General features: G+C 67.9%; 24 protein-coding genes. 7 read left to right on the top strand and 17 right to left on the bottom strand.

From position 1 onward, the window contains the following. The first annotated feature begins 115 nt into the window (after window positions 1–115). From otsB to ACW172_RS09465, 3 genes are all read left to right on the top strand, one after another. On the top strand, window positions 116–904 hold the full coding sequence (otsB, locus tag ACW172_RS09475) for a trehalose-phosphatase (RefSeq protein WP_492034798.1): 789 nt from the start codon (window positions 116–118) through the stop codon (window positions 902–904). After that, window positions 901–2,703, top strand: coding sequence for a glycoside hydrolase family 15 protein (locus tag ACW172_RS09470; protein ID WP_492034797.1), 1,803 nt, complete (start codon window positions 901–903; stop codon window positions 2,701–2,703). The genes otsB and ACW172_RS09470 overlap by 4 nt, the downstream gene beginning before the upstream one ends. A gap of 128 nt (window positions 2,704–2,831) precedes the next feature. Further along, window positions 2,832–4,256, top strand: coding sequence for an alpha,alpha-trehalose-phosphate synthase (UDP-forming) (locus ACW172_RS09465; protein WP_492034796.1), 1,425 nt, complete (start codon window positions 2,832–2,834; stop codon window positions 4,254–4,256). A 6-nt stretch (window positions 4,257–4,262) separates the two neighbouring features. On the opposite strand, the gene ACW172_RS09460 is transcribed toward ACW172_RS09465, so the two are convergent. After that, window positions 4,263–4,880, bottom strand: a complete 618-nt coding sequence (locus ACW172_RS09460; RefSeq protein ID WP_492034795.1) for a glutathione S-transferase family protein — start codon at window positions 4,878–4,880, stop codon at window positions 4,263–4,265. Between the two features lie 142 nt (window positions 4,881–5,022). On the opposite strand from ACW172_RS09460, the gene ACW172_RS09455 reads away from it, so the two are divergent. Beyond that, window positions 5,023–5,745, top strand: coding sequence for a helix-turn-helix transcriptional regulator (locus tag ACW172_RS09455; RefSeq protein WP_492034794.1), 723 nt, complete (start codon window positions 5,023–5,025; stop codon window positions 5,743–5,745). Window positions 5,746–5,785: 40 nt separating this feature from the next. Here the strand turns inward: ACW172_RS09455 and ACW172_RS09450 are convergent, their stop codons facing one another. After that, window positions 5,786–6,988 (bottom strand): acetyl-CoA C-acyltransferase, encoded by a 1,203-nt coding sequence (locus ACW172_RS09450; RefSeq protein WP_492034793.1) that lies wholly within the window; start codon window positions 6,986–6,988, stop codon window positions 5,786–5,788. Between the two features lie 149 nt (window positions 6,989–7,137). Continuing rightward, window positions 7,138–8,043, bottom strand: a complete 906-nt coding sequence (locus ACW172_RS09445) for an SDR family NAD(P)-dependent oxidoreductase (RefSeq protein WP_492034792.1) — start codon at window positions 8,041–8,043, stop codon at window positions 7,138–7,140. A gap of 224 nt (window positions 8,044–8,267) precedes the next feature. Here ACW172_RS09445 and ACW172_RS09440 point away from each other — a divergent pair, with 224 nt between their 5' ends. Continuing rightward, a complete protein-coding gene (locus ACW172_RS09440; RefSeq protein ID WP_492034791.1) occupies window positions 8,268–9,425 on the top strand; it encodes an OmpA family protein in 1,158 nt (385 codons plus the stop codon). 102 nt (window positions 9,426–9,527) lie between these two features. Here ACW172_RS09440 and ACW172_RS09435 read toward each other — a convergent pair whose 3' ends face one another. The 4 genes from ACW172_RS09435 to ACW172_RS09420 all read right to left on the bottom strand — a co-directional run bounded on the left by ACW172_RS09435 (window position 9,528) and on the right by ACW172_RS09420 (window position 12,334). Then, a complete protein-coding gene (locus ACW172_RS09435; protein ID WP_492034790.1) occupies window positions 9,528–10,655 on the bottom strand; it encodes a DegT/DnrJ/EryC1/StrS family aminotransferase in 1,128 nt (375 codons plus the stop codon). Next, on the bottom strand, window positions 10,652–11,281 hold the full coding sequence (locus tag ACW172_RS09430) for a NeuD/PglB/VioB family sugar acetyltransferase (RefSeq protein ID WP_492034789.1): 630 nt from the start codon (window positions 11,279–11,281) through the stop codon (window positions 10,652–10,654). Before ACW172_RS09430 ends, ACW172_RS09435 begins: the two co-directional genes overlap by 4 nt. A gap of 47 nt (window positions 11,282–11,328) precedes the next feature. After that, on the bottom strand, window positions 11,329–11,526 hold the full coding sequence (locus tag ACW172_RS09425; RefSeq protein WP_492034788.1) for a hypothetical protein: 198 nt from the start codon (window positions 11,524–11,526) through the stop codon (window positions 11,329–11,331). A 133-nt stretch (window positions 11,527–11,659) separates the two neighbouring features. After that, window positions 11,660–12,334: a YiaD family glycine zipper/OmpA-like lipoprotein gene (locus tag ACW172_RS09420; RefSeq protein ID WP_492034787.1), complete on the bottom strand. Its 675-nt coding sequence runs from the start codon at window positions 12,332–12,334 to the stop codon at window positions 11,660–11,662. Between the two features lie 239 nt (window positions 12,335–12,573). On the opposite strand from ACW172_RS09420, the gene ACW172_RS09415 reads away from it, so the two are divergent. Next, window positions 12,574–13,485 (top strand): isopenicillin N synthase family dioxygenase, encoded by a 912-nt coding sequence (locus tag ACW172_RS09415; protein ID WP_492034964.1) that lies wholly within the window; start codon window positions 12,574–12,576, stop codon window positions 13,483–13,485. A 153-nt stretch (window positions 13,486–13,638) separates the two neighbouring features. On the opposite strand, the gene ACW172_RS09410 is transcribed toward ACW172_RS09415, so the two are convergent. The 10 genes from ACW172_RS09410 to ACW172_RS09365 all read right to left on the bottom strand — a co-directional run bounded on the left by ACW172_RS09410 (window position 13,639) and on the right by ACW172_RS09365 (window position 25,418). Continuing rightward, window positions 13,639–15,579, bottom strand: a complete 1,941-nt coding sequence (locus tag ACW172_RS09410) for a TadE/TadG family type IV pilus assembly protein (protein WP_492034786.1) — start codon at window positions 15,577–15,579, stop codon at window positions 13,639–13,641. Window positions 15,580–15,740: 161 nt separating this feature from the next. Continuing rightward, complete coding sequence (locus tag ACW172_RS09405) at window positions 15,741–17,645, bottom strand: M2 family metallopeptidase (protein ID WP_492034785.1); 1,905 nt, start codon at window positions 17,643–17,645, stop codon at window positions 15,741–15,743. A gap of 77 nt (window positions 17,646–17,722) precedes the next feature. Continuing rightward, window positions 17,723–18,436, bottom strand: coding sequence for a monofunctional biosynthetic peptidoglycan transglycosylase (gene mtgA, locus ACW172_RS09400; protein ID WP_492034784.1), 714 nt, complete (start codon window positions 18,434–18,436; stop codon window positions 17,723–17,725). A 37-nt stretch (window positions 18,437–18,473) separates the two neighbouring features. Beyond that, a complete protein-coding gene (locus ACW172_RS09395; protein WP_492034783.1) occupies window positions 18,474–18,638 on the bottom strand; it encodes a hypothetical protein in 165 nt (54 codons plus the stop codon). A 53-nt stretch (window positions 18,639–18,691) separates the two neighbouring features. After that, entirely contained in the window at window positions 18,692–19,660 is a 969-nt protein-coding gene (locus ACW172_RS09390) for a WD40 repeat domain-containing protein (RefSeq protein WP_492034782.1), read from the bottom strand. 22 nt (window positions 19,661–19,682) lie between these two features. Beyond that, on the bottom strand, window positions 19,683–20,840 hold the full coding sequence (locus tag ACW172_RS09385) for a CobW family GTP-binding protein (RefSeq protein ID WP_492034781.1): 1,158 nt from the start codon (window positions 20,838–20,840) through the stop codon (window positions 19,683–19,685). A 55-nt stretch (window positions 20,841–20,895) separates the two neighbouring features. Beyond that, on the bottom strand, window positions 20,896–21,768 hold the full coding sequence (gene aguB, locus ACW172_RS09380) for an N-carbamoylputrescine amidase (protein ID WP_492034780.1): 873 nt from the start codon (window positions 21,766–21,768) through the stop codon (window positions 20,896–20,898). Then, window positions 21,765–22,139 (bottom strand): hypothetical protein, encoded by a 375-nt coding sequence (locus tag ACW172_RS09375; protein WP_492034779.1) that lies wholly within the window; start codon window positions 22,137–22,139, stop codon window positions 21,765–21,767. Before ACW172_RS09375 ends, aguB begins: the two co-directional genes overlap by 4 nt. Further along, a complete protein-coding gene (locus tag ACW172_RS09370; RefSeq protein ID WP_492034778.1) occupies window positions 22,136–23,134 on the bottom strand; it encodes an agmatine deiminase family protein in 999 nt (332 codons plus the stop codon). The genes ACW172_RS09375 and ACW172_RS09370 overlap by 4 nt, the downstream gene beginning before the upstream one ends. A gap of 109 nt (window positions 23,135–23,243) precedes the next feature. Next, window positions 23,244–25,418 carry a primosomal protein N' gene (locus ACW172_RS09365; RefSeq protein WP_492034777.1) on the bottom strand — a complete coding sequence of 725 codons (2,175 nt, stop codon included), beginning with the start codon at window positions 25,416–25,418 and terminating at the stop codon, window positions 23,244–23,246. A gap of 30 nt (window positions 25,419–25,448) precedes the next feature. Here ACW172_RS09365 and fsa point away from each other — a divergent pair, with 30 nt between their 5' ends. Further along, the gene (gene fsa, locus ACW172_RS09360) at window positions 25,449–26,102 is read left to right on the top strand and encodes a fructose-6-phosphate aldolase (protein WP_492034776.1); all 654 of its coding nucleotides are present in this window, start codon (window positions 25,449–25,451) and stop codon (window positions 26,100–26,102) included. Window positions 26,103–26,125: the final 23 nt, after the last annotated feature.

Raw genomic sequence — 26,125 nt, 5'->3', positions numbered from 1 at the left:
CCTCCCGGAAGGCTGGCCCGGCGGTGGAATTTCGACAAACCCCCGGATGTTCGCCAACCTTTGCCGTCGTGGCGCGTTATCGCCCCCAAGGGGCTGCCAGACAGATCGAGAACCCATGACGTCCAACGCCGGAAACGCGTCCCGAATCCTTTCTGCCCCGCCGCTGGATATCCAGCGGCTGGCCCTGTTCCTGGACATGGACGGCGTGCTGGCCCCCCTGGCGCCGACGCCGGACGAGGTGGTCGCCGACCCGCGCCGGACCGCGATCCTGCGCCGGCTGGTGAAGGCGCTCGACGGCCGTCTGGCGATCATCAGCGGGCGCACCCTGTCCGAGATCGACCGGATCACCGAGAGCGCCTCGCCCGTAGCGTCCGGGGTGCACGGCCTGACGATCCGTCGCGCTGACGGCGCGGTCGCAACCCGACCGGCGGACCCGGCGGTGCGGTCCGTGGTCGCTGCCTTCCACGCCTTCGCCGCCGAAAGGCCCGGGGTGATCGTCGAGGACAAGGCCGTCTCGGCCGGTCTCCACTATCGCGGGGCGCCCGACGCCGCCGCCGACGCCGAACACCTGGCCCGCCGTCTGGCGGAAGAGACGGGTCTGGCCGTACAGCCGGGCGAACTCGTCTTCGAGGTCAAGACGCCGGGAACCGACAAGGGCACGGCCCTGACCGCCTTCATGGCGGAGCCGCCCTTCGCGGGCGGGACTCCGGTGATGTTCGGCGACGACCTGACCGACGAGCACGCCTTCCGCGCCGCCGAGGCCCTGGGCGGCTTCGGCGTCCTTGTCGGACCGATACGCGAGACCGCCGCCCGCTATCGGCTGGATGGGGTGCCCGAGGTGCTGGATTGGCTGGAGGCCGCGGCCGATCGCCATGCTCCGGCGCGCGAAGAGGTCGAGGCATGACCGACCTGCCGCCGCTCAAGCCCTCCGTCGACCTCGCCCCCATCGGCAACTGCTCAATCAGCGCCCTGATCGATCGCAGGGGCCGATATGTCTGGGCCTGCGCCCCGCGCATCGACGGCGACCCCGTTTTTTCGGCCCTGATGAACGGCGAGACGCCCGACCATGGCTTCTGGTCGGTCGAGCTGGAGGGGCTGAAGCACGTCTCGCAGGACTATATCCGCAACACGCCCGTGTTGCGGACGGTCCTGACCGCCGAGGACGGCGCCTCGGTCGAGATCATCGACTTCGCCCCCCGCCACCCCAAGCATTCGCGCACCTACCGCCCCCTCGCCTTCGGGCGCATCGTCCGCCCGCTCGGCGGATCGCCCCGGATCACGGTCCGGCTCAGGCCCTCGGCCGACTGGGGCGCGCGCCGGGCGGAGACCACCCACGGCTCGAACCATATCCGCTATCTGTGCGCCGACGTCACCCTGAGGCTGACCACCGACTGCCCGGTGTCCCACATCCTCGACGAACGGACCTTCCGTCTCGAACGTCCCCTGACCTTCTTCCTCGGCCCGGACGAGGGCTATGATCAGGAGGTCGGCCCCGGCGTCTCGGCGACCCTGGACCGGACCATCGCCTATTGGAAGAACTGGGTCCGCACCCTCTACATCCCGCTCGACTATCAGGACGCGGTGATCCGCTCGGCCATCACGCTCAAGCTCTGCGCCTTCGAGGAAACGGGCGCGATCGTCGCGGCCATGACCACCTCCGTGCCGGAGTTCCCCGAGAGCGGCCGCAACTGGGACTACCGGTATTGCTGGGTCCGCGACGCCTATTACACGGTGCGGGCGCTGAACCGTCTGGGCGCGGTGGACATCCTCGAGAACTACCTCGTCTATCTGCGTAACCTCGTCGACCAGTCGGCGGGCGGCCATGTCCAGCCGGTCTATGGCGTCGGGCTGGAGGAGGATATCGACGAGCGGATCGTCACCTCCGTCGCGGGCTATCGCGGCATGGAGCCGGTCCGCGTCGGCAACCAGGCGCGCGAGCACCTCCAGCATGACGTCTACGGGCAGATCGTCCTGCCTCTGGTTCAGAGCTTCTACGACACCCGCCTGCTGCGGCCCGGCACGATCGACGACTTCTATGCGCTGGAGAAGGTCGGCGAGCGCGCCTTCGCCATGCACGACCAGGTCGACGCCGGCCTGTGGGAGTTCCGCACCATCGCCCGCGTCCACACCTATTCCTCGGTGATGTGCTGGGCCGCCTGCGACCGTCTGGCCAAGGCCGCGCATCACCTGCATCTGGAGGATCGGGCCAACACCTGGACCCAACGCGCGGCGATCATCCGTGAACGGATCGAACGTGAGACCTACATTCCCGAGGAGGGCCGGTTCGGCGCCAGTTTCGGCGGCGACGAGCTGGACGCCAGCCTGCTCCAGTTGGTCGATCTCGGCTTCCTGGACGCCATGGACCCGCGTCAGGTCGCGACCTTCAACGCCATCGAACGCGACCTGAAGAAGGGTCCCTACCTCTTCCGCTATGTCATTCCCGACGACTTCGGCGAGCCGGAGACGGCGTTCAACTTCTGCACCTTCTGGTTCATCGAGGCCCTGCACCAGAACGGCCGCGACGCGGAGGCGCGCGAAATCTTCGAACAGATGCTGTCGCGACGCACCCATGCTGGCCTGCTCAGCGAGGACATCTCGCTGGGCGACGACGAGCTGTGGGGCAACTATCCGCAGACCTATTCCCTGGTCGGGATCATCAATTGCGCCATCCTGCTCAGCCGGTCGTGGACCGACGTACGTTAGGGATCGAGACGCTAACCCGCGAGTGAACAAGGCGAAATCGCGTCAACCCCCGAACGGTCACAAACAGCCCCGCTTGGCTTCACGATGTTGCGTTGCATCCAAAGCGGAACCGCAGCGTTCCGTCGGCCATGTCACGTCTAATCGTTGTGTCCAACCGGGTCTCGGCTCCCTCCGACCCGGCCGCGGGCTCGGCCGGCGGTCTCGCCATGGCCCTTTCCGCCGCGCTCAGAAAATATGACGGCCTATGGTTCGGCTGGTCCGGGGAAACCGTCGACCAGTTCACAGGCGAACTGAAGATGGAGGATCGGGCCGGCGTCACCGTCGCCCTGGTCGACCTGGAAGCCCAGGACGTCGACGAATATTATAACGGCTACGCCAACAAGACCCTGTGGCCCCTGTTCCACCACAGGGTCGATCTGACGGCCTATGAGCGGACGTATGGCGAGGGTTATGAGCGGGTGAACCGGCGCTTCGCCGAGGTGCTGGCGCCCCTGATCCAGCCCGAGGACGTCATCTGGATCCACGACTACCACCTGATCCCGATCGCGCGGGATCTGCGCCGTCTGGGGATCACCAACCGGATCGGCTTCTTCCTGCATACCCCCTGGCCGGTGCGTCAGCTGCTGGTGACCCTGCCCCACCACCGCAGGCTGGTGGAATCGCTCTTCGCCTATGACCTGATCGGCTTCCAGACCGAGGAGTGGCTGGATCTGTTCCGCGATTACGTCGTGTCCGAGGCGCGCGGCGAACTGGTCGGCGACGGCGGGCTGGAATGTTTCGGCCGCACGGTCCAGGCGGGCGTCTTCCCGATCGGCATCGACGTCGATGGCTTCATCGCCGCCCGTGATTCCGCCCAGGGCAATCGCACCTATGACCGGATGGCGGCCTCGGCGGCCTTCCGGTCGATGATCGTGGGTGTCGACCGGCTCGACTATTCGAAGGGGCTGGAGGAACGGATGCTCGGCTATGAGCAGTTCCTGCACGACAACCCCGCCACCCGCGGCGACGTCTTCCTCGTCCAGGTCACCCCGATCTCACGTGACGATGTCGATACCTATCAGGACATCCGCGCCCGGCTCGACGCCCTGGCCGGGCGGATCAACGGCGAATACGCCGACATGGACTGGCAGCCGATCCGCTATCTGAACCGGGGCTATCGCCGCGACCAGCTGGCCGGCATCTATCGCGCCGCCCGGGTCGGTCTGGTGACTCCCTTGCGCGACGGGATGAACCTGGTGGCCAAGGAATATGTCGCGGCCCAGAACCCCGAGGATCCCGGCGTCCTGATCCTGTCGCGCTTCGCCGGCGCCGCCGAACAGATGGGCGAGGCCCTGCTGGTCAATCCGTTCAGCCGCGAGGAACTGTCGGACGCGATCAAGAAGGCCCTGACCATGCCGATCGAGGAGCGGATCCGCAAATGGACCGCCCTGATGAAGGTGGTGCGCGACACCGACGTCTCGATCTGGCGCGACGACTACGTCCAGTGCCTGACGTCGATCCCGATCGACGGCAACGGCGACGCGCCCTTTCATCAGGAACAGCACGCCGCCTGAAGAAGCCTAGGCGGCGCGATTCGAGGTCATGGCGGCCATATCCCCGTCCCTTGCCATGGCCCGCAGCCGCGCCGGCCGGTTCTCGATTCTGGCGATATAGGCATCCAGCGTCGGGCTTTCCGGCAGATGAGCGCGGGCCCACATCAGGGTCGAGCCGATCATGACGTCGGCGGCCGAGAACCGGTCGCCCATCAGGTAAGGCGCGCTCCACAGCCGATCCAGCAGACGGTCGACCATATCCTCATAGCGGCGCACCGAATACGGATCTGTCGGGATATGGCCGCCGAGCCTCGGGCCCAGAACCGGCTCCATCTCGCCCGCGCCCCAGGCCAGCCAGGTCAGGAACTCGCCGCGGTCGCGATGACCGACGGGCGCACCCATTTCCGCCTCCGGAAACAGGTCGATCAGGTAGAGAGCCACGGCGGCACATTCGGTGATCAGGGCGCCGTCGTGGATCAGGGCCGGAACCTTGCCGTCCGGGTGCGGATTGGCGGGATCGCGGCCGCCCGAACCGTCCATCCGGCGGATGTCGCAGTAGCGGATGTCAGCGTCGGCCCCCAGTTCCTCGATCAGCCAGACGAGGCGCGAGGACCGGGACATCGGGGCGTGGAACAGCGTCAGCATCTGTGTGTCTCCTCCAACTGCGCTGCTTCAGCGCGGTGAAACTTGACTACTGCCACCCTGCTGCCAGCATGCTGTCAGCAGCGAGGGTTCAGAAGCGCCCTCAAGCAGCGAGCCCCGGCGGGGCGAGCGTTAGGGCCCAACAATGAGACGCGCCGACCGCCTGTTCCAGATCGTGCAGATGCTGCGCCGCTCGTCCCAGCCGGTGACGGCGGATACGATCGCGATCGAGCTCGAGACGTCCAAGCGCAGCGTCTATCGCGACATCGCCGCCCTGATGGGGCAGCGGGTGCCGATCCGGGGCGAGGCGGGCATCGGCTATGTGCTGGACAGCGGCTTCGACATGCCGCCCCTGATGCTGACGTCCGACGAGATCGAGGCGGCGGTTCTGGGCGCCCAGTGGGTGGCGTCGCGCGGCGATCCGGCCCTGGCCCGCGCCGCCCGTGACCTGGTCGCCAAGATCGCCGCCAGCGTGCCCGAACGGCTGCGCCCCGTGGTGCTGGAACCTTCGGTCACCTCCGGACCGACCTGGGCGGGGGCCAAGGAGGATCGGCTGGACATGGCCCAAGTCCGCACTTGGATCCGCTCGGGCCGCAAGCTGACGCTGGACTATCGCGACGAGCAGGACCGGGCCTCATTACGCACCGTCTGGCCCTTCCTGATCGGCTATCGCGAGACGGTGCGGCTGCTCATTGCCTGGTGCGAGACGCGTCAGGACTTCCGCACCTTCCGCACCGACCGGGTGGTCGAGGCGACCTTCCTCGACGACCGCTATCCCGAACGCCCGGCCCGCCTGCGCACCCGCTGGCAGGCCAAGATGGACGAGGAGCACCGGCGGTACCTCGAAAGCAAAAGCCCTCTCCCATAGGGAGAGGGCTCCTAAATCCTCCGGATGGGGAAGGGTTTGCTCAATAAATCTCGAACAGACCCGCCGCGCCCTGACCGCCGCCGATGCACATGGTCACCACGCCGTACTTCGCGCCGCGACGCTTGCCCTCGATCAGGACGTGACCGGTCATCCGGGCCCCGGACATGCCGTAGGGGTGGCCGATGGAGATGGCGCCGCCCGAGACGTTCAGGCGATCCATCGGGATGCCCAGGGTGTCCGCGCAGTACAGCACCTGCACGGCGAAGGCCTCGTTCAGCTCCCAGATGCCGATGTCGTCCATGGTCAGGCCGTGACGCTTGAGCAGCTTGGGCACGGCGTAGATCGGGCCGATGCCCATCTCGTCGGGCTCGCAACCGGCGACCACCATACCGCGATAGGCGCCGAGCGGCTGCAGGCCGTGACGGACGGCCTCGCCGGCCTCCATGATCACCGAGGCCGAGGCGCCGTCCGACAGCTGCGACGCATTGCCGGCGGTGATGAACTCGCCCTGCTGGATTTCCTCGCCGCCGCCGAAGACCGGCTTGAGCGACTGCAGCCCTTCCAGGGTGGTGTCGGCGCGGTTGCCCTCGTCCTTGGACAGGGTGACTTCCTTCGACGACGTCTGCCCCGTGGCCTTGTCCATGACCAGCATGGTCGAGGTCATCGGCACGATCTCGGCGTCGAAGCGCCCGGCTTCCTGGGCGGCGGCGGTGCGCTGCTGCGACTGCAGGGCGTATTCGTCCTGGCGGTCGCGGCTGATGCCGTAGCGGCGAGCGACCACCTCGGCGGTCTCCAGCATCGACATATAGATGTGCGGCGAGAGCTTGAGCAGCGCCTCGTCCTTCATCTTGTATAGGTTCATGTGCTGGTTCTGGACCAGCGAGATCGACTCCAGACCGCCGCCGACCGCGACCTTCTGCTGATCGACGACCACCTGTTTGGCCGCCGTGGCGATGCCCATCAGGCCCGAGGCGCATTGGCGGTCGATGGTCATGCCGGGCACGCTGGACGGCAGGCCGGCGGCCAGGGCGATCTGGCGCGCCACATTGGTGCCGGTCGAGCCCTGCTGCAGGGCCGCCCCCATGACCACGTCCTCGACCTCAGCCGGGTCGATGCCGGCGCGGGCCACGGCGTGCTTCACGGCGTGGGCGCCGAGCTGCTGGCCCTGGGTGTCGTTGAATGCGCCGCGATAGGCGCGCCCGATGGGGGTCCGGGCGGTCGAGACGATGACGGCTTCACGCATGATGTTCTCCTGTGCGCTACCGCAGGCGACGCGGTCGCCTGCTGCTTGAGCGCGGGTTCCTCTGGTGTCGCCCCCGGCTTCTGCGGCCGGTTCGGCGATCGATGAAATTCTCTAGCGGCCTGCCGTCACGTCAACGCAAGGCGTGACGCTCAGGAATGGTGTTTCTGCGCCTTGGTCAATTCGATCATGCCCTGGGCGCCGCCCATTTCCGGGACGATTTCGCCGGTGCGGTCCGAGATGGCGTCGAAGCGGGCGGCGACCTGTTCCAGGGCGTCGGGGCCGACGGCGAAGTCGCCCTGGGTGATCGTCACATAGGCGCGTTCGAAGCCGCCGGCGCCGGCGCCGAGGATGACCCGGGTCGGGGCCTCTTCAGACACGAGATACAGCAGGCCCGGCGAGACAAGCTCCGGCCCCAGGGCCTCCAGCGGCAGGGCGGCGCCCAGGTCCTCGGTCATTCGGGTGTGGGCGGTCGGGGCCAGGCAGTTGACCTTGATGTTGTTCTTGGCGCCCTCGATCGACAGGGTCTGCATGAAGCCGACCAAGGCCATCTTGGCCGCGCCGTAGTTGGCCTGGCCGAAATTGCCGTAGAGGCCCGAGGACGAGGTCGTCATCACGATCCGGCCGTAATTGCGCTCGCGCATGCCGTCCCACACCGCCTTGGTGCAGTTGACCGCCCCCATCAGGTGGACGTCGACGACGAAGCGGAAGTCTTCCAGCGTCATCTTGGCGAAGGACTTGTCGCGCAGGACGCCGGCGTTGTTGATCAGGATATCGACCGAGCCCCATTTGGCGACGGCCGCGTCGACCATGGCCTGGACCGCTTCGGCGTCGGTGACCGAAGCGCCGTTGGCCATGGCTTCGCCGCCCGCGGCGATGATCTCTGCCACCACGGACTCCGCCGCCGCCGAGGAACCGCCCGATCCGTCGCGCGCCGCGCCCAGATCGTTGACGACCACCCTGGCCCCGCGCGCGGCCAGCGCCAGGGCGTGCTCGCGGCCCAGACCACCGCCGGCCCCCGTCACGATCGCCACCTTGCCGTCGAACCGGATCGCCATAGTCATTCTCCCGTGAATTTTCCGCCCATCTACGCCGGCGCCGCGACGTAAGCCAAGAGCCTCCTCGATTGGCGCAGCGGGACTCTGTGTTGAAACGGCGCCACACCCGCCACATTCCCGAACGATTGTGGGGAACCATCAAAGGTTGGTTTGGTTTGGGTCCTCGAGCGCCGCGCGGAAGCGTCGGCTTTCGGCAATTCATTGAGAACGAGGGTCCCAGAAACATGAAGTTGAAACTTCTCGCCGGCGTCGCGGTGGCAGGGCTGTTCGCAGCCGGCGCCGCCTCGGCCGAGCCCGACGGCTGGTACGGTGCGATCGACGCCGGCTACCACCACATGGAAGACGGCATCAACGCCGAATCCCAAACCACCGGCAACAACTTCAATTTTGAAGTCAACGACGGCTGGGCCGCGTTCGCCCGTCTGGGCTACCGCTTCAACCCCAACTGGCGGGTTGAACTCGAAGGCGGCTACCGCTCGGGCGACGTCGGCACCGTCCGCGCCGCCTCCGGAACCAACGGCGTGTGCAACATCACGCCCGCGACCGGTCCCTGCTATTCGCCGGAAGGCGATATCGAATCCACCACCCTGATGGCCAATGTCATCTATGACTTCGGCTGGTCGGGTTGGGGCATTCGTCCCTTCGTCGGCATCGGCGCCGGCGTGAACCACGTCAACACCGACGTCGTCGGTCGCCTGCGCAACAACCGTGCCGTCGGCTTCTCGGCCGATGACAGCTCGACCAAGTTCGCCGCGCAAGCCATCGCCGGTCTGGCCTGGGCCATCTCGGACCGCGCCAACATCGACCTGACCTACCGCTACCTGACCGGCGACGCCGAGTTCGCCTCGACCACCTCGGTCGCGGCCTACAACCAGGGCACCTTCGCGGGCGACTACGACAACAGCCACACCGTGACCCTGGGTCTGCGGTACGCCTTCGGCGCCGAGCCGGCCCCGCCGCCGCCTCCCCCGCCGCCCCCGCCGCCCCCGCCGGTCGTGGCTCCGCCGCCTCCGCCCCCGCCGCCCCCGCCGCCGGTCCAACGTCCGACCCCGCGCCAGTTCGTCGTCTACTTCGACTGGGATCGTTCGGACCTGACCCCGCAAGCCCGCGACGTGATCACCGCCGCCGCCAGCTACGCCAAGTCGGGTAACCCGACCCGTATCCTGGTCGTCGGTCACGCCGACACCTCGGGTTCGGCCGCCTACAACATCGGCCTGTCGAACCGCCGCGCCCGCACCACGGCTGACGCCCTGGTCGCTCAAGGCGTCGCCGGCGGCGTGATCTCGCTGGACGGCAAGGGCGAAACCCAGCTGGCCCGCGCCACCGCCGACGGTGTCCGCGAGCCGCTGAACCGCCGCGCCACCATCGACATCAACTTCTAAGTCCCGAGGGGCCTGCTCCCGCAGGCCCCGACGGTCTTCGGATGTCGAAGACTTCGAAACGCCGGCCCCGCGACAGCGTGGCCGGCGTTTCTGCGTTCGGCGCTAGCCCAGGGTGACCCGGATGACGGCGCAGACGCGGTCGATCTCCGCATCGGTCAGGCCGCTGCCCGACGGCAGGCACAGGCCCCGGTCATAGATCCGCTCGGCGACCGCCCCGCCGATCATCGGCGTATCGGAGAAGACCGGCTGCAGATGCATGGGCTTCCAGGCCGGGCGGCTTTCGATAATGGCCGCCTCCAGGGCCTTCATCAGGTCGCGTGGCCGGGCCTTCGCCGTCGCGGGATCCAGCTGGATCACCGTCAGCCAGCGGCTGTGCCGGCGGCCCGGCGCCTCGGGCGCGAAGCCCAGACCCGGCAGATCGCCCAGAGCCGCGACATAGCGATCGAAGATGGCCCGACGCCGCGCCACCCGCGCCTCCAGCGAGCCCAGCTGGGCCACCCCCACCGCCGCTGACAGGCTGGACAGGCGATAGTTGAAGCCCACCTCGGTGTGTTCGTAGTGGACCGCCGGCTGGCGCGCCGCCGTGGCCAGATAGCGGGCCCGGGCGATCAGGGCCGCATCGTCGGAAGCCAGCATCCCGCCGCCGCCCGTGGTGATGATCTTGTTGCCGTTGAAGGAATAGGCCGCGGCCAGCGCCCCCTGCCCGGCGGGCCTCCCGTTCAGGGTCGCCCCCACGGCCTCGGCGGAATCCAGAATGACCGGCACGCCCCGGGCGTCGGCGACGCCGCGGATGGCGTCGATGTCGCAGCACTGGCCATAGAGGTCGGCGGGGACGATGGCGCGCACGGTCAGACCTTGCGCCTCGGCGCGGACGAAGGCGTCGTCCAGCAGACGCGGGTCCAGGTTCCAGCTGTCGGCCTCGACATCGACGAAGATCGGCGTGGCGCCCGCATGCAGGATCGGGGCGACGCCGCCGATGAAGGTCAGGCTGGGGGCGATCACCGCATCGCCGGGTTTGAGGTCCAGCATGGCCAGGGCCAGGTGCAGGGCCGCCGTGCCCGAGGCGACCGCCGTGGCGTGGGCCAGACCCACCGAGGCGGCGAACTCCCGCTCGAACCGCTCGACCACCGGTCCGACCGAGGACACCCAGCCGGCGTCATAGGTCTCCAGCAACAGCCGGCGCTCGGCCTCGCCCATGTCGGGCGCGGAGAGGGGGATCCGTTCGCTCATGATCTCGCCGTCACCCGGGCCGGGGCGCCCGTCACCGTCTCGCCCTCGCCGACCGGACGGGTGACGACCGCTCCCGCCCCGACCACAGCGCCCACGCCGATATGCAGACCCGGCAGGATGACGGCGCCCGCCCCGATCAGGGCCGCTTCGCCCACGACGACATCCCCGGCCAGAACGGCGCCCGGCGCCACATGGGCGAAATCGCCGATACGGTTGTCGTGCTCGACCACGGCGCCGGTGTTGATGATGGCGTGGCGGCCGATGCGGGCGCCGGTCTGGATCAGGGCGCCCATGCCGATCAGCGCGCCCTCGCCGACCTCGACCCCGGGCGCCAGGCGCGCGTCCGGATGGACCAGGCTCAGCCAGATGGCGCCCGGCCGCGACGCCGCGATCCGGCGCCGCGCCGCGTTCGATCCGATGGCGATGTGCAGGGGGATGTCCGTCCGACCGGCGTCGGCGGCGATCGCGACACCGCCCAGCAGAGCCCCGGCCCGGGCCGGATCGGCGTCGAACACCGCCTCCAGCGACAGGCCCAGCCGCGCCAGGGTCGCGGCGACGACGCGCGCATGGCCGCCCGCGCCGATCAGGGCGCAGCCTCGGACGGAGGGGATGGGTTGGACGCTCACCGGGGCATCTGGCCCCCAGACCCTGATTCCCGCAAGCGGATCGGAACTCAGCCGGCCGTGCGGACCAGCGCCGCCTGTTCGGAAGGCGCGGAAACGGACGTCACGACGGCGTCGGTGGAAGAGGCGTATCGGGCGATCCAGAGGTGACCTGCGCCGATCACGGCGGTGGCGGTGATCACGGCGGAAACGACGGCGACCGCGACCAGTCGCAGTCCGTGCGCCATTTCTTCCAGATCAGACGGCATCGCGCTCCCCCGAGTCGATCGACACGGTTAATGATCACGGGCGTCTGAATCGTTCAAGTCACGGAACGGTGTGAGGAATCAAAAAAGGCGACGCCGAAGCGTCGCCCTTTCGATCAGGTCGTCGACCGCCGCGTCAGCCGCGGAACGGGCGGATCAGGATCTCGACCCGACGGTTCTGGGCGCGGCCCTCCGGCGTGTCGTTCGAAGCCACCGGCGTACGCGAGCTGTTGCCGGCGACATAGAGCCGTTCACGCTGGACGCCGTTGCGGATCAGGGCGTCGGCGACCGAGACGGCGCGGCGCTCGCTGAGCGGCTGGTTGATGGCGTCTCCGCCGCTCGAGTCGGTGTGGCCCACGATGTCGACCAGCGACTGGTCATAGCGTTGCAGCACCGCCGCGACGTCGGCCAGGGTGGCGTCGAAGCGCGGGTTGATGTTCGACTGATTGGTGGCGAAGGTCACGTCCGACGGCATGCGCAGGACCAGATTGTCGCCCTGACGAGCCACCCCGACGCCCGAGCCCGACAGCTGGCCTTCCAGTTCGCGCTGCTGACGGTCCATGTACTGACCCACGGCCGCGCCGCCCAGGGCGCCGATGCCCGCGCCGATCAGGGCGTTCTTGCGGCCCTGTTCGCCGTTGGAGGTGTTGGTCAGATAGCCGAGCACCGCCCCGCCCAGAGCGCCTGCGATGACGCCCGTGCCCGTGTTGTTGCGGCGAGGCGTCGAGCTGTAAGGATCGGTGGTGGTGCAGGCGGTGGCGCCCAGCATGGCCAGAACGCCGACGCCGGCGACGATGAAATTGGTGCGCATGATCTGAAATCCTTCTTGTCGTGCAGTCCCCATAGACCCGGGGAACGTGATCTTACTGTGAAGGTTCCCGCCTGACCCGGAGATGAACGGACCGGCTTTGGGCGCCGCTCTGCCAATTTCGGGCGTTAGGGCGTATGGAACCGTCCGTATTTCGATCTGAAGGCCCGCCCGTGAGCTCCACACCCCAGACTTCCGACACCGAAGCCACCTCGACGCTCGGCGCCATACAGCCCGTGTCGATGTCGCGCTATGACACCGACTTCCAGGGCTTCAGCGACGACCTGGGGAACTCCTTCAAGCGCTACGGCTTCGCGGTCATCGCCGACCATGGCCTTGACGAGGACGTGATCCAGGCGGCCATCGCCGACGCCAAGGCCTTCTTCGCCCTGCCGGAGGAGGTCAAGCGCGCCTACCACATGCCGGGCACCGGCGGCGCGCGCGGTCTGACCCCCTTCGGCGTCGAGGCGGCCAAGGACGCCAAGACCGTCGACCTCAAGGAGTTCTGGCACACCGGCCGCGAACTGCCGGCCGGCCACGCCTACGGCAAATATATGCGCGCCAACCTGTGGCCGACCGAGGTCGAGGGCTTCCGCGACCACCTGTACGGCATGTTCGAGGCGCTCGACGCGCTCGGTCGCAAGCTCCTCAAGGCCATCGCCCACTATCTGGAGCTCGGCGACGACTTCTTCGAGGACAAGGTCGAGATGGGCAACAGCGTTCTGCGCATGCTCCACTATCCGCCCGTGCCGCTGGACGCGCCCGGCGTCCGCGCCGGCGCCCATGAGGACATCAATGTCATCACCCTGCTGCTCGGCGCCGAGGAGGCCGGGCTGCAGCTCAAGGACGCCGACGGCCATTGGCTGGCCATCGCCCCGCCGCCGGGCGCCCTGGTCGTCAACATCGGCGACATGCTGCAGCGGCTGACCAACCACGTCCTGCCCTCGACGACCCACCGGGTGGTCAATCCGGCCCCGGAACGTCGCGGCTTCGCCCGCTATTCGACGCCCTTCTTCCTGCATTTCAACCCGGACTATGTGATCGAGACCCTGCCCTCGACCATCACGCCGGAGAACCCGGACCGCTACGCCGGCAAGTCCATCATGGCCGAGGACTTCCTGATGGAGCGCCTGAAGGAAATCAGGTTGATCTGAGTCCGGAGGATCTTCTGGAATGCAAAACGGCGCGTCCCGAAGGACGCGCCGTTTCTTTTTGATGCGTGAGAATTCTGGCGCTCAAGCAGTGAGCGACCGCGTCGCGAACGTAGCGCCGCGCGAAGCGCCCCTCGAAGAAGCGGCTCTTCGCCGCTACTTGGAGATTCTCAATCGGGTGATGTCGCGGCCGATGGCGGCGAAGTCGTCTGTCAGGTCGGCGCCCGAGGCCGGCAGGAAGGCGTAGTCGGGGCTGGTGGCGCAGTCCTTCAGAATTTCGGCCGCCTGGCTGCCGGCGGTCACGCTGAAGCCAACCGTATAGACCACGATGTTCTGGGCCTTGATCGCGTCGCAGAGGTTGGCCGCCTGGGTGAAGGGGTCGCCGTTGGTGGCGTTGCAGTTGATGTGGTCCGAGCTGCTGCCCGAACCCGAGCCCGCGTCGCCGGCCAGGACTCCCGTGCAGTAGGGGGAGTTGAAGTCGCCGTCGGTCATCAGGATGACGGCCTTCAGGGTGTCGCGCGGCACATTGGCCCCGGCCGGGTTGCCGGACCACAGGGTGTTGAAGTTCGGCGACACCGTATACCAGCCCCAGGCCAGACCGATCTGGCCCGCCGTCGACCCGGTGACCGTCAGGCCGCTGATCAGATTCTTCAGCGTGGTCTTGTTGTCCGTCAGCGGCTGGATAGTCGCCGAGGGGCAGGGATTGTTGGTCGAGGCGTAGTTGCGGCCGACCTTGTAGCTCGCCGGGCTGGCGTCGGTGTAGCGCTGGCTGCCGACCCGTTCCGACACACAGGTGCTCGTCTGGAAGGAGGTCAGGGTTCCGCCGTTGTCGTTGCGGAAGACGCGATACTGACAACCGTCCATGCCGCACCAGGCCTTGCCGCCCGAGACGTAGGGGACGTATCCCGTACCGTTCACGCCGATGGAGAAGGTGTTGGTGGTGACGTTGCCAATCTCGAAGCCCTGATTATTGACCAGCGAACTGGTCCCCGAGGTCAGACCCGTGACGTCGGTCAGATAGACGGTCGTCGGGCGGGTATCGCCCGTGTCGGTCGTCGTCGCCTGCAGGCCGTGGTTCGCCGCCGTGACCACGATCGAGCAATCGGTGACCTGGCATTTGGTGACGACGCCGGCGGTGACGCTGACGAAGGTCCGGAAACCGCTGGTGTTGACGTTGGCGCCGGCCGCCGTCTTGATCGAGAAGCTGTTGGCGTCGATCTTCGTAACGACATAGGCGGCGTTGTTCAGCGTGGAATATTTGGTCCCGCTGTTGTTGCCGCTGTCCAGACCGGTGATCCAGACGGTGTCGCCGGTGCTGAAGCCATGGGCGACGGCCGTCACCACGGCCGGATTGGCCTTGCTGATGCCGGTGACGACCTTCGAGGTCCCGACACTCCAGGACGCGCCGGTGATGTTCACATAGGTCGCCGGCGTGCCGCGCGCGGCGTTGGCGTAGCTGCCGACGTTCACCCCGATCGAATAGGGCACGATGGCCATGCGGGTGTAGTAGGGCGTCTGCTGGGCCTGGACGACGATGTCGACCAGCTGGGCGGCGGCGGTCTTCAGGTCGGCGATGCGCTGGCCGGCCATGGAGCCGGTGATGTCGAGCACCAGCCCGACCTCGATGTTCTTGGACGACCGGTTAACCTCGGAATGGGCCCCGACCGGCAGGGTGTCGTCCAGCAGCTTGCCGTAGGGCGGCAGGACGATGTTGGCGACCAGGGTCTTCACATTGACCGTGGCGTTGGCGATGACGATCTGGTCCGCGCTCAGGGTGAAGGTCGCATTGGCCAGGTTGATGTCGGGATAGTTCTGCAGATTGGCCTTCAGGGCCTTGGTGCCGATCGTGGTCAGGTCCGCGTCCGTGGTCGCGGTCGAACGGGCGGCGGCCAGGGTCGCGGCGTCCAGCGCATCCTGCAGGTTCACCCGCACGGTGGCGGCGCGGTTGATGTCCACCCCGCCCATGGTGATCATCACCAGGATCGGCAGGCTGATGGCGAAGATCATCGCCACATTGCCGCGCGTGGAAGCGCCGAACCGACGGGCGAACGTCCGCGCGCCCAACGCCTGCCGCTTGATCCAGTTTCCGACGCCCATGGCCTTTTCGCACGTCCCCAAACGGGCGCACGGGCCCGCAATCGCGAAGCCATACCGTGAAGGCGGTTAAGGGAAGCCGTACCGCGCAGGGTTAACGCCGCCGGAATCGCGTTCCGGCGGCGTAACTTAGGTTACAGGCGGGAAGGCGAAACCAGGGCGCCTCAGGTCTCCGACCAGCCGCAGTCCTTGCCGCGGTTCTGCTCGGTCAGCCAGGCGTTCAGCGGGGCGAAATAGTCGATGATGGCCGTGGCGTCATTGCCGGTCTCGCCGGTGAACGCCTGCATGGCCTCCGGCCAAGGCTTCGACTGTCCCATCTCCAGCATGGCGTTGAAGCGCTGTCCCACCTCGGTGTTGCCATAGGTCGAGCAGCGGTGCAGCGGGCCGGTCCAGCCCTCCATCTTGCAGGCCGCGCGCTGGAACTGGAACTGATAGATCGCGGCCAGGAAGTAGCGGGTATAGGGCACCGCGGCCGGCACGTGATATTTGGCGCCCGGATCGAAGGCGTCGGCGGGACGTGGTCCCGGCGCGACAAGTCCCTGATATTTCAGCATGTCCGCGTTCCAGGCGGCGTTGTACTGATCGGGCGTCGTCTCGCCCGCGAACACGCCCCAGCGCCAGCGGTCGACCATCAGGCCGAACGGCAGGAAGGCGATCTTGTCCAGCGCCATCTTGAGCAGGAAGGGGATGTCCTCATCCGCGCCCGGCGTCGTCTTCAGAAGCCCGATCTGGTTCAGATAGGTCGGTGTCAGGGCCGACAGGCCGATGAAGTCGCCGATCGCCTCGTGGAAACCGTCGTTGGCCCCGTTGCGGAACAGCATGGGCTGATCCTTGTAGGCGCGCTGATAGTAGTTGTGCCCCAGCTCGTGGTGCACGGTGTAGAAGTCGTCGGCATTGACCTGGGTGCACATCTTGATGCGCACGTCCTCGAGGTTGTCGACGTCCCAGGCCGAGGCGTGGCAGACGACCTCGCGATCGCGGGGCCGCACGATCTGGGAGCGCTCCCAGAAGGTCTGGGGCAGGGGCGCGAGACCCAGAGACTTGTAGAAGCCCTCCCCCGTCTGAACCATCTTCGTCGCGTCATAGTCGGCGTCGGTCAGGAGCTTGGTCAGGTCGTAGCTGCTCTGACCACCGGTCGCCGGGGCGACCACGTCATAGATATTGCCCCACTGCTGCGACCACATATTGCCCAGGAGGTCGGCACGGATCGGGCCGGTCTTCGGCTGGACCGCATCACCGTATTTGGCGTTCAAACGCGCCCGGACATAGCAGTGCAGGTTCACATAGAAGGGCTTCACCTGTTCCCACAGGCGGTCCGTCTCCTTCGCAAAATCATCCGGCGGCATGTCATAGCCGGCGCGCCACATGGCCCCGGTGTCGGCGAAGCCCAGCTCGCGCGAACCTTCGTTGGCGATCTCGACCATCCGCGCATAGTCGGGTTTCATCACTGGCGAGATGGTGCGCCAGCCTTCATACAGGGCCTTGGTCTCGGCCGGATCGCGGCTTTCGGCGATCAGGACATTGGCGTCGTCGAGGGTGATTTCCTTGCCCTTGAACTCGAACTTGCCGGTCGAATAGGTCGAGTCCAGACGCGTCGTGATCTGGGCCAGCTCCGCCGCCGCGCCCGGACGGTTGGGCGCCGGCAGGACGATGCCGAGCCGCAGCAGGTTCAGCTTGCGGCGCACGTCGGCGGGGACCTCGACGTCGTTGAAGCGCGCGGCCTCATTGGCCAGCTGGACCTGCAGCTCGGTCACCTCGGCGTTGACCTTGGCCTCCAGCCACATGGTGTCGAAGGTGATGTTGGTCGCCCGGGTCCAGGCGACGCGCTGCTGGTATTCGCTGATCGTGGCCAGCTTCGTCTCGGCCTCGGCGATAAAGGCGGTCGCGCCCTCGGCGGTCACGGGCTGTTCGGCGACGGCGGGTGCGGCGGCTTCGCCGCCGGCGGCGGCGGCATCCGCAGCGGCCTCGTCGGCCAATGCCGCGGCGTCGGCGGCGCGGTCAGCGGTCGTGGCGCAGGCGGCCAGTCCAAGAGCGCAGGCGGCGACGGCGCCCAACAGATGCGTTTTCATGAGACCCTCTCCAGCAAGGCCGGCATCGGAGGCCTCGTCGCCGGTTCCGTCAACCCCGGCCGGCGACCGGGGCCTGATCAGCGAGGATAGACGCAGGTCCCCAGACCCTGAACCCGCACAGCCCGGGCCGCCGCCTGGATGCGCGCCGCGCGGCGACGGACATAGGGGCCGGGTTTGGCGGCGTCATAGCGACGCGGGCTGGGCAGGATGGCCGCCAGACGCGCCGCCTGCTGCGGCGTCAGATCGCGCGCGGACTTGCCGAACCAGTGCTGAGAGGCGGCTTCCGCGCCATAGACGCCCGGCGCCCATTCGGCGACGTTCAGATAGGTCTCCATGATCCGGCGCTTGCCCCAGACGCCTTCGATCAGGACGGTGTAGCCCGCCTCCAGACCCTTCCGGACCCAGTCACGCGACGGCCAGAGAAAGACGTTCTTGGCGGTCTGCTGGCTGATGGTCGAACCGCCGCGGATCTTGCCGCCCCCTCCAGAAGAATTGGCATCATTGTGGTCCAGCGCCTTCTGGATGGCCTTGAAGTCGAAGCCGCTGTGCGAACAGAAGCGCGCGTCCTCGGCGCCGATGGCCGAATAGACGAGGTTGGGCGAGATGTCGTTCAGGCCGCGCCAGCGGTAGTCCAGACCCTTTCCGCCGACCAGCTGCTGCAGCATCAGCACCGTCATCGGCGGCGGAAGAACCGCATGGACCAGCACCCCGCCGATCGGCAGCAGGCACAGCACCAGAAAGACGATCAGAAACGGACGGCTGCGCCGCCCCAGCTTTGGAACCCCGAACATGGCCCCATGTTCGCCATCCAGCCTGCAATGGCAAGGCTCAGTGCTGGTTCACGTCCCACAGGAAGACCACCGCCAGCCCCACGGCCAGCACCACCCCGATGATGGCCACGACCAGACAGCCGTAAGCGCCGACCGGCGTCGGCGCGGGCTTTCGCGACTGGGTTCGGGTTTTCGGCGGACGCTCGCCAAATCGGGGGTTCATGCGCGGACGATGCGGCCGAATCCCGTTCGGTGTCGAGCCGCCAGATCGAACTCTCAGGCCTCGGCGACCCCGGCGTTTCCGTCCTCGTCGGCCCAGGCGACCCGCTGGCCGTTCGGGCTCATGGCCAGGGCGCAGATGGCCGCGCCGCGTTCGGCCTTGAGGAACCGCAGTCCCTGCCCGGCCGGATCGGCCCACCAGACGCGGCCGTCGCTGAGCCCTGCGGCCATGACGCCGAGCTTCGGCTGACCCGCGACCAGGGTCACCAGACTGCCTTCGTCATAGCCGATCTCGGTCGCCTCCTTGCCCATCGGCCCATTGGCGCCGACGAAGGGCCAGAGCACCGCCCCTTGCGCGCCCGAGGTGGCCATCAGCCGGCCGTCCGACAGGAAGGCGACGCTGCGCACCTTGGACGGATAGCCGCCCATACGCATGTCCTTGGAATCCTTCAGCCGCCAGCCGTGCAACTGGGCGTCCTGCATGGTGGAGATGAGGAAGTTTCCGTCGGGCGAGAAGGCGATGCCAGTGTGCGACCCGGCCCATTTCAACAGGGTCGGCTTCTGCTGGGCGATCCGGGCGTACCACAGGGCCGCGCCGCCATAGGTCGATGTCGCGATGCGGCGGCCCTTGGGATCGAAGGCCACGCCCGAGACTGTGCGCTCATGCTCGAAGTCGCGACGGAAGCCCATGTCGGTCGCGTCGATCACCGACAGGGTCTTGCCCGAGGAGAAGGCGATCAGCTTCGTTTCCGCCGAGGCGTCGATGGCGTCGATCCACTGGCTCTTCGCGGAAGTGGCCAGGACCCCGGCCTCCTCCTTGCGGCTCCAGATCACCCGGCCGTCGTCGCCGCCGGTGACCACGCCCTCGCCGGAGGGGTGCAGGGCGGCGCACAAGACCGCCCCGTCATGGACCTCATTGTACGATCCATCCTCGAACCGCACCGACCCGTCGCCTAGGGCGAAAACGGCGCCGTCCTTGTCGAACAGGGCGGCGGTGATCTGGGCGTCGAAGGCGAAGTGAGTCATCGGCCGCTTTTGTCCGTTTGCGTCAGGCGGCGCAACTCTCGAACCCGGCGCGGATCGCGGCCTCGTCGAGGTCGCGGCCGATGAAGACGGCGCGAGACCAGCGACGCTCGTTGGCGCCCCATTCGCGCTGGAGGTCGCCTTCCAGGATCATGTGCACGGCCTGGAAGACCAGACGGCGCTCCTCGCCCTCGACATTGATGATGCCCTTGGCCCGCAGGATGTTCTGGCCCTGCTCGCCGAGCAGCCGGTCCAGCCAGGCCGTGAACTTCTGACCGTTCAGCGGGCCGTCGACCGAGACCGAGATGCCCTTGATGTCGTCCTCATGGGCGTGACCGCGCGCGCCATGCGAATGGTCGTGCCCATGGTCATGGTGGTCATGCCCGTGGTGATCGTGGTCATGACCGTCGTGGTCATGACCGTCGTGGTCGTGGTGATGGTGGTCGTGGCCGCAGTGTTCGTCGTGGACATGGCCCGCCTCGCCGTGGGCGGGGTTGGCGAACTCAGGGTTGATGTCGAGGATCCGCTCCAGATCGAAGCCGTGCAGGCCCAGCACCTGATCCAGCGGCACATTGGCCCGTTCGGCGCGGGTGATGGGGGCCAGGGGGTTGAGCTTCCTGAGGCGCTGCTCGACCGCCGTCAGCTCGGCCTCGGAGGCCAGATCGGTCTTGTTCAGGATGATGCGGTCGGCGAAGGCCACCTGCTCGCGCGCCTCCTTGGAGTCGTCCAGACGGGCCATGACGTGTTTGGCGTCGACCAGGGCGGTGACGCTGTCCAGCTGGGTCTTGGCCTTGACGTCCTCGTCGACGAAGAAGGTCTGGGCCACCGGCCCCGGATCGGCCAGGCCCGTGGTCTCCACGATGATGGCGTCGAAGGCCGACTTGCCGGGACGTTGGCGCTTCATCAGGCCCGCGACCACGCGGATCAAGTCGCCGCGCACCGTGCAGCAGACGCAGCCGTTGTTCATCTCGAACACGTCCTCGTCGGCGCCGACGACCAGATCGTTGTCGATGCCGATCTCGCCGAACTCATTGACGATGACGGCGTAACGCTTGCCGTGGTCCTCGGTCAGGATCCGGTTCAGCAGGGTCGTCTTGCCCGCCCCGAGATAGCCGGTCAGGACGGTGACGGGGATCTTGCCATTCGTGGCGGCGGAAGCGGGGGCGTCGAGGGTCGAGGTCATGCGCCGCTAGATGGCGGTTCGGACCCGCGAAGGGAAGAGGGGCCCCTTCCCTTCCTCAGTTCGTGGGCCGCGCCGAGGTCAGCGATCCATAGAGGTCCGTCCGCCGGTCGCGGAAGAAGCCCCAGGCCGCGCGATAGCGGTCCAGCTCGGCCAGATCGAAGGTATGGACCAGAGCGCCCTCATCTTCGGCGCCGAAGCTCTCGACCAGCTCGCCCTGCTGATCGGCGATGAAGGAATGGCCGTAGAAGGTCTGGCCTGCCGGCGTCACCGTCTCATGGCCGATCCGGTTGGCGCCGACCACGGGGATGGCATTCGACACCGCATGGCCCTGCATGGCCCGGCGCCAGGGTTGGGCCGTGTGCAGATCGCCGTCCTGCGGCTCGGTGCCGATGGCGGTCGGATACATCAGGACGTCGGCGCCCATCAGGGCCATGGCCCGCGCGGCCTCAGGGAACCACTGGTCCCAGCAGATGCCGACCCCGACCTTGCCGAAGCGGGTGTCCCAGACCTTGAAGCCCGTATCCCCCGGACGGAAATAGTATTTTTCCTGATAGCCGGGCCCGTCGGGGATGTGGCTCTTGCGATAGACGCCCAGCGGCGCGCCGTCGGCGTCCAGCATGACGATGGAGTTGTAGTAGTGCGGCCCCTCCTTCTCGAAGATCGAGACGGGGATGGCGACGCCCAGATCCTTCGCGACCTCCGCCATCGCGACCACGGCCGGATGCTCGCGCCAGGGATGGGCCGTCTCGAACCAGTGCTCCTCCTGCGAGACGCAGAAATACGGCCCCTGGAACAGTTCCGACGGCAGAATGACCTGTGCGCCCCTGGCCGCCGCCTGCTTCACCAGATCGACGGTCTTTTTGATGTTCGCGTCCGTGTCTTCGCCGTAGGACGTCTGTAGCCCGGCGACGGTGATGGTGCGGGTCATGAAAGCTCCTCCACGCGAACCCCGTCGCGATAGGTGGCGATGCGCCGGATGGGTCCGACGATCATGGCGTTGAAATCCTCGAGCTCCTCGGCCGGAACCCAGAGCTCTTCGTGCGCACGGCCGCCGGCGACCTGAACGGGCCAGCGGGTGATGACGTCCTGCGGCAGGTCGAAGGCCAGCACATGGCCGACGCCGCCCCAGCGCGGCTGGGAGTTCCAGTTCTGCGCGATCTGCTCGGCGTAGTCGAAATTCATCACCGGATAGAAGATCGGCTGCTCCGGCAGGCGCGGCGGAAAGGCGCGCCAGTTCGCACCGGCGATGAGCTTCAGCTCATTGTCGCCGGTCGGCCGGAACAGGGTGACGACGCTCACGCCGGCTCCTGCTGGGAGATGCAGTGGAAGGATCCGCCGCCGGTCAGGATGGTCTTCGACGGCAGGGGGATGATCTCGCGATCGGGGAAGACCGTCGCCAGAGCCTCGCACGCGAACCGCGCGGCCATGGCGTTGCCGTAGGTCGGGACGATCACGGCTCCGTTAGCGATGAGGAAATTCATGTGGCTGGCCGGGACCGGACGTTCGTCGGCGTCGACGACCATGCCCGGCGAGGGGATGCGCAGCACCGTCAGCGGCGTGCCCTCGGCGTCGGTCGAGGCGGCCAGGGTCGCGGCGCAGGCGTCATAGGCCTCGGCGTTCGGGTCGTTCAGGCCGAAGGCGATCGGACAGGCGACCACGCCCGGCGCGACAAAGCGGGCCAGGTTGTCGACGTGGCCGTCGGTGTGGTCGTTCAGCAGCCCGTCGCCCAGCCAGATGATCTTGCGCGCGCCCAGCGCCTCTTCCAGCGCGATGCCGGCGACATTCTCGTTCCAGCCGGTGTTCCGGTTCGGGTTCAGCAGGCACTGGCGGGTGGTCAGGATGGTGCCCAGACCGTCGTGGTCCAGAGATCCGCCCTCCAGAATGGCGCTGTGACGGATCAGCGGGACGCCCGAGTACTCGCCGATCTGCGCGGCGACCTCGGTGTCGTGCTCATAGATGTATTTCTCGCCCCAGCCGTTGAATTCGAAGGCGGCGGCCGTCTTCGAACCGGGGCCGAAGATCGGGCCGGTGTCGCGCAGCCAGATGTCGCCGAACAGGGCCGGGACTACGGTCACGCCTTCGACGCCTTCGAAGCGCGTCTGCGCCCCCTCCAGCGCCTCCTCGCTCCCGATCATCAGTTTGACCTGCTCGCGGCCGGGGCCGGCGAGGGCCAGGACCAGACCCTCGACCTCATCACGCGCCTGTTCGAGGTCGTCCCACAGCTCGGGATGGCTCGGCCAGCCGACCCACATGGCCCGGTGCGGGGCCCATTCGGCGGGGATGACCTGGGACATGGGCGACGAAATCCTGAGAGGCGAGGACAAGGCGGCGGGGAGGCCGGAAAGCGGGTCCAGATAGACACCCCACCCTGTCGTTTCAATGACAAGGGGGCTTCAGGGCGCTCTAGAGGAAGCTGTACGGATCCACGTCGACCGTCAGCCGCACCGAGGCCGGAACCTTCACGCGCGACAACCAGGCCCGCAGGAAGCCCTGCAGATCGACGTCGCGGTCGGCCCGGACCAGCAGCCGTTTCCTCCGCCGCCCCCGGATCAGGGCCAGCGGCGCGTCAGCGGGACCGTAGACCTCCAGCCGTTCGGCATTGGGAATGTTCTGGGCCAGGGCCTCGGCCGTCTTCTCCACCGCCATGGCGTTCTCCCCCGACAGGATCAGGGCCGCCAGTCGGCCAAATGGCGGCAGGGAGGCCATCTCCCGCTCGGCCATCTCGGCCTCAACGAAGCCGTCGCGGTCGCCGGCGGCGAGCGCCTGAAGCACCGGATGCTCGGGCGTCCAGGTCTGCAGCAGGGCCCGGCCCGGGATCTCGGCCCGCCCCGCCCGACCCGTCGCCTGGATCAAAAGCTGGAAGGTCCGCTCGGCTGCGCGCAGGTCGCCGCCCCTCAGGCCGAGGTCGGCGTCCACCACCCCGACCAGCGTCAGGCGCGGGAAGTTGTGCCCCTTGGCCGCCGCCTGGGTGGCGACGAGGATGTCGATCTCCCCGTCGACCATCGACTGGATCAGGGCCCGCGCCGCCTTCGCGTCCGGCACGGTGTCGGAGCTGAACACCGCCGTCCGCGCCTCGGGGAAGAGCGACTTCACCTCCTCCTCGACCCGTTCGACCCCCGGCCCGACTGGCACGAGGGAATCCGGCGCGCCGCAGGACGGGCAATTCTTGGGCTTCGCCATGGAAAAACCGGTCAAATGGCAGACCAGACGGCCGGTGTAGCGATGCTCGACCAGCCAGCTGTCGGTGTCCGGCGCGGTCAGCCGATGCCCGCAGGCGCGGCACAGGACCACGGGGGCATAGCCGCGCCGGTTGAGGAACAGCAGGGTCTGCTCCCCCTTCAGCAGGGTCTCGCCGATCGCCTCCCGCAAGGGCTGGGACAGCCAGGTCTGCGGATCGGGCGGGCTTTCGCGCAGGTCCAGCAGACGGATGTCGGGCAGGACCGCCGTCCCGTGCCGCGCGCCGAGCCTGAGCCAGCGATAGCGGCCCTGCCGCGCGTTGAAGAGGGTCTCCAGCGACGGCGTCGCCGAGGCCAGCACCACCGCCGCCCCCTCGATCCGCGCCCGCGCCACGGCCAGGTCGCGGCCGTGATAGACGAGCCCCTCCTCCTGTTTGAACGAGCTGTCGTGTTCCTCGTCGACGATGATCAGCTTCAGGTTCGGGAAGGGCAGGAACAGGGCCGACCGGGCCCCGACCACGATATTGCAGCGGCCGGCGACCACCGCCTCCCAGACCTGACGCCGGCGCGGCGGGGCGATGCCGGAATGCCATTCGGCCGGGTCGGCGCCGAAGCGATCGCCCAGACGCGCGATCAGGGCCTGGGTCAGGGCGATCTCGGGCAGAAGGATCAGGATCTGGGCCGTCGGATCGGCGCGAAGCGTCCGCGCCACGGCCTCCAGATAGGCCTCGGTCTTGCCCGAGCCCGTGACCCCGTCCAGCAGGAAGGGGGCGAAGCCGCCGGCCGTCGTCGCCTCCGCGATGGCCGCCGCCGAGGCCGCCTGGTCGCCGTTCAGGGTCGCGGGCGCGTGGTCGGGATCGGGCGAATCGAAGGCCGCGACCGCCTCGATCTCGATGACCTCCAGCACCCCCTCGTCGACCAGTCCCTTGACCACGCCCGACGACACCCCGGCCGCCCGCGCCAGATCGGGGCCGGGCATTCCAGTCTCGGGGGGCCGGCTCCCCAACGCCTCCAGCACCGCCGTGCGTGAGGCCGTGGGCCGCCCCGGCTCCCGCCCCTCGACCCGGCGCACCCGGCGCTCGGGCTTCGGACGGGGGGCGCGCAGTCCCTTCAGAGCGGTCGAGGCCATTTCCCCCGGCGCGCTCAGGGTCCAGCGCGCGGCCCATTCGACGAAGTCCACCGTGCCGGGCGGCAGGGGCGGGTCGTCCAGCACCATCTCCACGGCCTTCAGGCGCCGGTTCGAGCCCGTGGTCTCGCGCACCTCGGACACGATGCCGCGCATCAGTCGGGGGCCGAGCGGCACGGCGACCTGATCGCCGCGCACCACGTCCATCTCGGCCGCGACCTCATAGTCGAAGGCTTCCGGCACCGGCAGGGGAATGAGGACGGATGCGACTTTCAAGACCGGCCCGCCTCGGCTAGAACCCCGCCCATGAAACTCTTCCTCGACACCGCCGACGTCGCCGTCATCAAGGACATGCTGCCCACCGGGATGGTGGACGGCGTGACCACCAATCCTACGCTGATCGCCAAGTCGGGGAGGAACATCGCCGAGGTCATCGCTGAAATCTGCGCCCTGGTCGAGGGGCCGATCTCCGCCGAGGCCGTGGCGACCGATTTCGAGACCATGGTCAAGGAAGGCGACAAGCTCGCCGCCATCGCCCCGAACGTCGTGGTCAAGCTGCCTCTGACCTGGGACGGGCTGCGCGCCGCGCGCAACTTCTCGGACAAGGGCATCAAGACCAACGTCACCCTGTGCTTCTCCGCCGCCCAGGCCATGCTGGCCGCCAAGGCCGGCGCGACCTTCATCTCGCCCTTCGTCGGCCGTCTGGAAGATCACGGCGCCGACGGCATCGGCCTGCTGGAGGAAATCCGCGTCCTCTATGATCTGCATGGCTTCGAGACCCAGATTCTGGCCGCGTCCCTGCGCAACCCGGGTCACGTATCGGCCGCGGCTGTGGCGGGATCGGACGCAGCCACCCTTCCGGCCGACGTTTTCAAGGCCCTCGTCAAGCACCCCTTAACCGACAAGGGTCTTGATCAATTCCTCGCGGACTGGGGCAAGACCGGCCAGTCCATCCTGTAGCATCCGGCCCGGCGTTTCCGGGA

The organism is Brevundimonas sp. ALps5 (assembly GCF_058681645.1).
The sequence above is the reverse complement of the archived record's forward strand: the minus strand, read 5'-3'. Positions and strand labels throughout refer to the sequence as shown.

Excerpts from the sequence above, each read along its gene's own strand:
- otsB (WP_492034798.1), top strand. The coding sequence starts at position 116 with ATGACGTCCAACGCCGGAAACGCGTCCCGAATCCTTTCTGCCCCGCCG.
- ACW172_RS09470 (WP_492034797.1), top strand. The coding sequence starts at position 901 with ATGACCGACCTGCCGCCGCTCAAGCCCTCCGTCGACCTCGCCCCCATC.
- ACW172_RS09465 (WP_492034796.1), top strand. The coding sequence starts at position 2,832 with ATGTCACGTCTAATCGTTGTGTCCAACCGGGTCTCGGCTCCCTCCGAC.
- ACW172_RS09460 (WP_492034795.1), bottom strand. The coding sequence starts at position 4,880 with ATGCTGACGCTGTTCCACGCCCCGATGTCCCGGTCCTCGCGCCTCGTC.
- ACW172_RS09455 (WP_492034794.1), top strand. The coding sequence starts at position 5,023 with ATGAGACGCGCCGACCGCCTGTTCCAGATCGTGCAGATGCTGCGCCGC.
- ACW172_RS09450 (WP_492034793.1), bottom strand. The coding sequence starts at position 6,988 with ATGCGTGAAGCCGTCATCGTCTCGACCGCCCGGACCCCCATCGGGCGC.
- ACW172_RS09445 (WP_492034792.1), bottom strand. The coding sequence starts at position 8,043 with ATGGCGATCCGGTTCGACGGCAAGGTGGCGATCGTGACGGGGGCCGGC.
- ACW172_RS09440 (WP_492034791.1), top strand. The coding sequence starts at position 8,268 with ATGAAGTTGAAACTTCTCGCCGGCGTCGCGGTGGCAGGGCTGTTCGCA.
- ACW172_RS09435 (WP_492034790.1), bottom strand. The coding sequence starts at position 10,655 with ATGAGCGAACGGATCCCCCTCTCCGCGCCCGACATGGGCGAGGCCGAG.
- ACW172_RS09425 (WP_492034788.1), bottom strand. The coding sequence starts at position 11,526 with ATGCCGTCTGATCTGGAAGAAATGGCGCACGGACTGCGACTGGTCGCG.
- ACW172_RS09420 (WP_492034787.1), bottom strand. The coding sequence starts at position 12,334 with ATGCGCACCAATTTCATCGTCGCCGGCGTCGGCGTTCTGGCCATGCTG.
- ACW172_RS09415 (WP_492034964.1), top strand. The coding sequence starts at position 12,574 with ATGTCGCGCTATGACACCGACTTCCAGGGCTTCAGCGACGACCTGGGG.
- ACW172_RS09410 (WP_492034786.1), bottom strand. The coding sequence starts at position 15,579 with ATGGGCGTCGGAAACTGGATCAAGCGGCAGGCGTTGGGCGCGCGGACG.
- ACW172_RS09405 (WP_492034785.1), bottom strand. The coding sequence starts at position 17,645 with ATGAAAACGCATCTGTTGGGCGCCGTCGCCGCCTGCGCTCTTGGACTG.
- mtgA (WP_492034784.1), bottom strand. The coding sequence starts at position 18,436 with ATGTTCGGGGTTCCAAAGCTGGGGCGGCGCAGCCGTCCGTTTCTGATC.
- ACW172_RS09395 (WP_492034783.1), bottom strand. The coding sequence starts at position 18,638 with ATGAACCCCCGATTTGGCGAGCGTCCGCCGAAAACCCGAACCCAGTCG.
- ACW172_RS09390 (WP_492034782.1), bottom strand. The coding sequence starts at position 19,660 with ATGACTCACTTCGCCTTCGACGCCCAGATCACCGCCGCCCTGTTCGAC.
- ACW172_RS09385 (WP_492034781.1), bottom strand. The coding sequence starts at position 20,840 with ATGACCTCGACCCTCGACGCCCCCGCTTCCGCCGCCACGAATGGCAAG.
- aguB (WP_492034780.1), bottom strand. The coding sequence starts at position 21,768 with ATGACCCGCACCATCACCGTCGCCGGGCTACAGACGTCCTACGGCGAA.
- ACW172_RS09370 (WP_492034778.1), bottom strand. The coding sequence starts at position 23,134 with ATGTCCCAGGTCATCCCCGCCGAATGGGCCCCGCACCGGGCCATGTGG.
- fsa (WP_492034776.1), top strand. The coding sequence starts at position 25,449 with ATGAAACTCTTCCTCGACACCGCCGACGTCGCCGTCATCAAGGACATG.